Below are 6,011 nucleotides of genomic sequence, written 5' to 3' on the forward strand. Positions count from 1 at the left end.
GTCCGGCGGCAAGCACGCCCCAGGACAGCCCGTAGCCGCCTGTGAGGGCATCCGAGCCCTTGTACCAGGCATAGGCGAGCACGCCGATCAGGATGATGTTGAGGAACACCGGCGCCACGGCGGCGGCGAAATAGCGGCGCAGCGAATTCAGCATGCCCGCCATCATCGCGCCCAACGACATGCAGATCAGATAGGGGAACATGATCGTCGCCAGCGTCACCGTGGTGTCGAACTTCCCCGGCGTGCCGGCAAAACCCGGCGCCACCAGATAGCGCACGATCAGCGGCATCGACAATTCCATGATGATGGTCAGCGCCAGCAGCGCCGTGAACAGCACGCCGAACACTTCCTCGGAAAAGCGCTTGGCGCCTTCGGTGCCGTGGGTCTCGATCTCCTTGGCGAACAGCGGCACGAAGGCGGCGTTGAAGGCGCCCTCGGCAAACAGCCGGCGAAAGGTGTTGGGAAACTGGAAGGCGGCGTTGAAGGCATCGGCGACCGGTCCGGTGCCGAGTGCGGCGGCCATCAGCATCTCGCGGCCGAAACCGAGCGCGCGGCTCATCAGCGTGCCGGAAGCGACCGTTGCGAATTTCTTGACGAGGCTCATGCTTTTGGGAACTGCCTGCGGAATTGGGACAAAGTGATGGTCGTTGTCACTCGGCCGCCGCCCTGGACTTGCCGCCGCGTTCGGACACGATGCCTTCGAGCGTTGCCATCAGCCGATTGCGGATGGTGGCGATGCGGGCCGGGTTATCTATCTTCTGGCCAGTGAGATCGGTGACATAGAAAGTGTCGATGACCTTTTCGCCGAAGGTGGTGATGTGGGCCGATGCGATGTCAAGCGACAGGTCGGAAAGCGTTCCGGTGATCTCCGACAGCAGCCCAGGCCGGTCGAGGCCCTCGACCTCGATGACCGAAAAACGATTCGACAGCGTGTTGCGGATTTCGGCACGCGGCGGGATCTTGAACACCTTGGAGCCGCGCCGCGGCTTGGTGCGCTTCTCGATCATTTCCGGCAGCCAGCTCTTGCCCGACAGCACGTCCTCGATCAGCCGGCCGACACGCTCGGCACGCCGGCGCTCGTCCTCGTCGCGGTCGAATTCTCTGCTGATCAGGATCGTGTCGAGCGCACGGCCGTCCGACGTCGTGAAGATCTGCGCGTCGACAATGTTGCCGCCGGCCCCGGCGCACGCCCCGGCGATGACCGAGAGCAGGCGGGGGTGGTCCTGCGCCAGCACGGTGATTTCGGTCACCGCCTCGAACTGGTGGGTCTTGACCATGGTGGCAAGCTTGTTGCCTGACGCGTCAGCCTCACGAATGAATTCGGCATGGCGCAGCTGGTCTGCGAGATCGACGGTCAAAAGGTAATTCTCGTAGTGCTGGCCGACATAGCGCTTGCGGGCCTTGTCCGGCCAGTCGGCAAGCGCCTCGGCCAGACGCTCGCGCGCCGCCGCCGTGCGTTGCGCGCGCGACACTTCCGAAAACCCGCCGGTCAACAGCAATTCGGTCTCGTAGTAGAGCGTGCGCAGCAACTGGCCCTTCCAGCCGTTCCAGACACCCGGTCCGACGCCCCTGATGTCGCAGACGGTGAGGATCAAAAGCAGCTTCAGCCGCTCGACCGACTGCACGATCGCGGCGAAATCCTCGATGGTCTTGCGGTCGTTGAGGTCGCGGGTCTGGGCTGTCATCGACATCACGAGATGGTTCTCGACCAGCCAGGCAACGGTCTCGGTATCGGCAGGCGACAGCCCCATATGCGGACAGATGCGGCGTGCGATCCTGGCCCCCGCCTCGGAATGGTCCTCCGGCCTGCCCTTGGCGATGTCGTGCAGCAGTACGGCGACATAGAGCGCCTCGCGGCTCTTCTTCAGCCCCGGCATCAGCGTGTGCGACAGGGGATGGACCTTTTCGCCGTCGCCGCGTTCGATCTCGGCCAGCACGCCGATGCAGCGGATGAGGTGCTCGTCCACCGTGTAGTGGTGGTACATCGAGAACTGCATCATGGCGACGATCTTGCCGAAATCCGGGATCAGCCTGCCGAGCAGCCCGGCCTCGTTCATGCGGCGCAGATTGAGTTCGGCATTGCGATCCGAGGTCAATATGTCGAGGAACAGCCGGTTGGCCTCCTCGTCGCGCCGCAGCGACTTGTTGACCAGGCCGAGCGAACGGGTCAGCAGCTTCAGCGCATCGGGGTGGAATTCCAGACCGTGCTTGTCGGCGAACCAGAACAGCCTGAGCAGATTGACCGGATCGCGCTCGAACACCTGGTCGTCGGCGATGTTGATGCGGTGGTTGTCGACAATGAAGTCCGACGTGCCGGCCAGCTTGCGCTTGCGCCGCGAGAAAGTCAGGAAGATGCGGTTGAAGCCCGGCACGTGCTTGGCCTGCTCCTCCTCGAGCGCGGCACAGAAGATGCGGGTCAGGTCGCCGACGTCCTTGGCAACGAGGAAGTAGTGCTTCATGAAGCGCTCGACCGCCGACAGGCCGGGGTGCGTGGTGTAGCCGAGCCGTTCGGCGATCTCGCGCTGGATGTCGAAATGCAGCCGCTCCTCGGCCTTGCCGGTGAGGAAATGCATGTGACAGCGTACCGCCCACAGGAAATCCTCGGCTTTCTGGAACTCGCGGTACTCACCCTCGGTGAAGACGCCTTTATCGACCAATTCCTCGCCGGTGCGCACCCGGTAGAAATATTTGCCGATCCAGAACAGCGTCTGCAGATCGCGCAGGCCACCCTTGCCGTCCTTGACGTTGGGCTCGACCAGATAGCGGCTTTCGCCGGCCTTGGCATGGCGGTCATCGCGTTCGGCAAGCTTGGCCTGGACATATTCGGGGCCGGTCGTGCGCACCACCTCATGGTCGAAGCGCAGCATCAGTTCATCATAGAGCTTTTCCTCGCCCCACAGGAAACGTGCTTCGAGGATCGAGGTGCGGATGGTGACGTCGGTGCGCGACAGGCGCAGGCATTCGTCGATATTGCGTGTGGCGTGGCCGACCTTCAGCCCCAGGTCCCACAGCATATAGAGCATGTATTCGACTGTCTGTTCGCCCCACGGCGTCTGCTTGTAAGGCAGCAGGAACAACAGGTCGATGTCGGACCCCGGCGCCAGCGTTCCACGGCCGTAGCCGCCGACAGCGACGACGGCCATGCGCTCCGCGGAGGACGGGTTCTTGACCCGGTAGACATGGGTGACGGCGAAATCGTAAAGCGCCCGGATGATCTCGTCCATGAGATGCGACAGCCGCGCCGCGCAGGCGCTGCCGCCGCCATCGTCCCTCAGCATGCGTTCGGCAATGGCGCGCCCGTCCGCCAGTCGTCCCTTGAGCAGCTGGAGCACACCATTGCGCGCAGCCTGCCCTGAGCCGTCGCCCGCCGTGCCCGCGGTCAGCGCGGTCATCTCGCGGCGCAAGGCTTCGCCGTCGATCAATTCGTCGAGCTTCAGGGAGATTCTTGCCATATATCCAGTCGGCCTTGCCGTTTCGGCGGCGTCTATAGCGCGTTTTGGCGGCGCTGGGTATGGGGCGTTGAAGCCGGTTCAAGACCCGGCTGAGTTTTGGCTCGGATAAGTAAATGGAATGACCATTCTCCGCTTCAGTCGACCGAAATCGACAATGCGCTTGCCTATTCGCCGAGCCTCGGCTTTGACCCTCGCTATGGCTGTCTTTCTGCGTTTCCCGGTCCCGGCGGGTGCGGCGCACTGGATATCCCGCTTTTCTCTGAGCAGGCTTGGCAATTGGAGCGCCCTGTCGCCAAGGAACTGATCTTGCGCGCAGAGCGCAGGAACAAGCTGATAGATCGTCTCGCCTCGCAAAACCGAAAACTCGGGGTTGAAGACAAGGTCGTCGACAGCGATGCCGATCTCCTCGGTGGCCTTGATCAGGTCGAGCGCGGTTTGCCTGGAGATGATGTAGCCGGCGGTTCCTATATGTTCGGCGTCGAGTTTGGATGTGGAAAAGCCGTGACCGATGGCAATGCGCTTGCGTCGGATCACGGTCTTACAGAAGTAGCTTTCGAGCTTGACGACTTCGGCATCGGCTGGGATCCAGTCGCTGTCGCGAAGCAATGCGCCGGCTTTTGCGGCAAAGACGATGTCGTCCTCGAAAATCGCCCCGTAGCGGGCGTCGCCTTGCGCGATGACAGCCCAGCAGGCCCGGTGACTGAGCAGGCAGGCGATCTCGCCGTCAGTCAATGGCAGCCTGTTCCGATATCCGACATTTTGCGGCAGCTGGTCCAGCTCCGGCCGGTCGCGTGCGTCTATGGCCTGAACGCGTTCGAATGCAACGCCGATGCGGGCAAACTCCGCCGTCACACGGGCAAGGCGATCGGGAGACCGATCGAGATTGATGACCAGACGCTTCATTGCCGAAGAAAATCCCCACCCCCGCGACGCTCGCGCTTTCTAGCAGGCCTGGTGTTGCCGCGTGAGACTTTTTCTGGGGTGGATGGACGCGCCGTGGACCGGAGAAGAAAAGTCGAAACAGCCCTTGACCTTCCAGTTACTGGAAGCCCTATCTCCACGTCACACACCGATCCATCAAGGCATTTTCGAATGACGCATTCAGATCACGATCATCACGCGCACGGCAGCTGCTGCTCGACAAAAGGCGCCGTGCCCACCACGAAGAGCGTCGTCCGCGACCCGGTCTGCGGCATGACTGTCGATCCGGCGGCTGGCAAGCCGACGGCCGAGCATGATGGCCATCTCTATCATTTCTGCAGCCAGGGCTGCCGCACGAAATTCGTCGCCGAACTGGAAAAATTCCTGACCGCCACCGATCCGGTCTGCGGCATGAGCGTCGACCGCGCGACAGCCAGTCATTTTGCCCGCCACGAAGGCCAGGGCTTCTATTTCTGCTCGGCCGCTTGCCAGGCGAAATTCGAGGCGGAGCCGCAAAAATATCTCGGCGGCAGGCCAGCACCGCAGCCGATGCCCAAGGGCACGCAATACACCTGCCCGATGCACCCGGAGATCGTCCGCGACAAGCCCGGATCCTGCCCGAAATGCGGCATGGCGCTGGAGCCGATGGGCGTACCAACGGGTGACGAGGGTCCCAATCCGGAACTGGTCGATTTCACCAGGCGATTCTGGGTCAGTGCCGCTCTATCCGTCCCTTTGCTGGTCGTCGCCATGGCGCCGATGCTTGGCCTGACTTTCCAGGCTTTTGTCGACGAGCGGACGAAGGTCTGGCTTGAGCTGGCATTGGCCAGCCCCGTCGTGTTGTGGGCGGCACTGCCTTTCTTCCACCGCGGCTGGGATTCGCTCGTCAACCGCAGCCCCAACATGTGGACGCTGATCTCGCTCGGCGTCGGCGCCGCCTATCTCTACAGCGTCGTCGCCACGCTGTTTCCGGATATCTTTCCGCATCAGTTCCGCGGCCATGGCGGTGCGGTGCCGGTTTATTTCGAGGCTGCCGCCGTCATCGTCGCGCTGGTCTTCCTTGGCCAGGTGCTGGAGCTGCGCGCCCGTGAAAAGACCGGCTCGGCGATCCGCGCCTTGCTCGATCTCGCACCGAAGACAGCGCGGCTGATCGCCGCCGATGGTTCCGAAAACGACGTGCCCCTCGCCGCCGTCAAGGCCGGCGATCGCCTGCGCATACGCCCCGGTGACGCCGTGCCGGTCGATGGCACGGTGCTGGAAGGACGGTCCTCGCTCGACGAATCGATGATCACGGGCGAGCCGTTGCCGGTCGAGAAGGTCGAGGGCGATGCGCTGACCGGCGGCACGCTCAACAAGAATGGTGCGCTGATCATGCGCGCTGAGAAGGTCGGCGCCGAGACGACGCTGGCGCGCATCGTCGAGCTCGTCGCCAAGGCGCAGCGCTCGCGCGCCCCGATCCAAGGGTTGGCTGATCGCGTTTCTTTCTACTTTGTCCCGGCCGTCGTCCTTGTCGCGATTGTCGCCTTCATCGCTTGGGCCGTGTTTGGACCCGAGCCCAGCCTGATCTTTGCCATCGTCTCGGCGGTGTCGGTGCTGATCATCGCTTGTCCCTGTGCGCTCGGCCTCGCCACGCCGATG

Annotated in this window: 4 protein-coding genes; 1 reads left to right on the forward strand and 3 read right to left on the reverse strand. The window is 63.1% G+C overall.

Annotated elements, in window-relative coordinates:
• From EN969_RS13635 to EN969_RS13645, 3 genes are all read right to left on the reverse strand, one after another.
• Positions 1–604 (reverse strand): lipid II flippase MurJ (locus EN969_RS13635; protein WP_281060007.1); only part of this gene is annotated, 604 nt, incomplete at its 3' end.
• A 46-nt stretch (positions 605–650) separates the two neighbouring features.
• The gene (locus EN969_RS13640) at positions 651–3,452 is read right to left on the reverse strand and encodes a [protein-PII] uridylyltransferase (RefSeq protein ID WP_063169904.1); all 2,802 of its coding nucleotides are present in this window, start codon (positions 3,450–3,452) and stop codon (positions 651–653) included.
• Positions 3,453–3,530: 78 nt separating this feature from the next.
• Positions 3,531–4,355: a glycosyltransferase family 25 protein gene (locus EN969_RS13645; RefSeq protein WP_013528059.1), complete on the reverse strand. Its 825-nt coding sequence runs from the start codon at positions 4,353–4,355 to the stop codon at positions 3,531–3,533.
• 189 nt (positions 4,356–4,544) lie between these two features.
• Between EN969_RS13645 and EN969_RS13650 the strand changes: the two genes are divergently transcribed.
• Positions 4,545–6,011, forward strand: a 1,467-nt coding sequence (locus tag EN969_RS13650) for an HAD-IC family P-type ATPase (RefSeq protein WP_127419179.1), incomplete at its 3' end; no start/stop codon positions are given.

Origin of the sequence: Mesorhizobium sp. M7A.F.Ca.CA.003.01.2.1, from assembly GCF_003998945.1 — a bacterium.
Classification (GTDB): Bacteria; Pseudomonadota; Alphaproteobacteria; order Rhizobiales; family Rhizobiaceae; genus Mesorhizobium; species Mesorhizobium ciceri.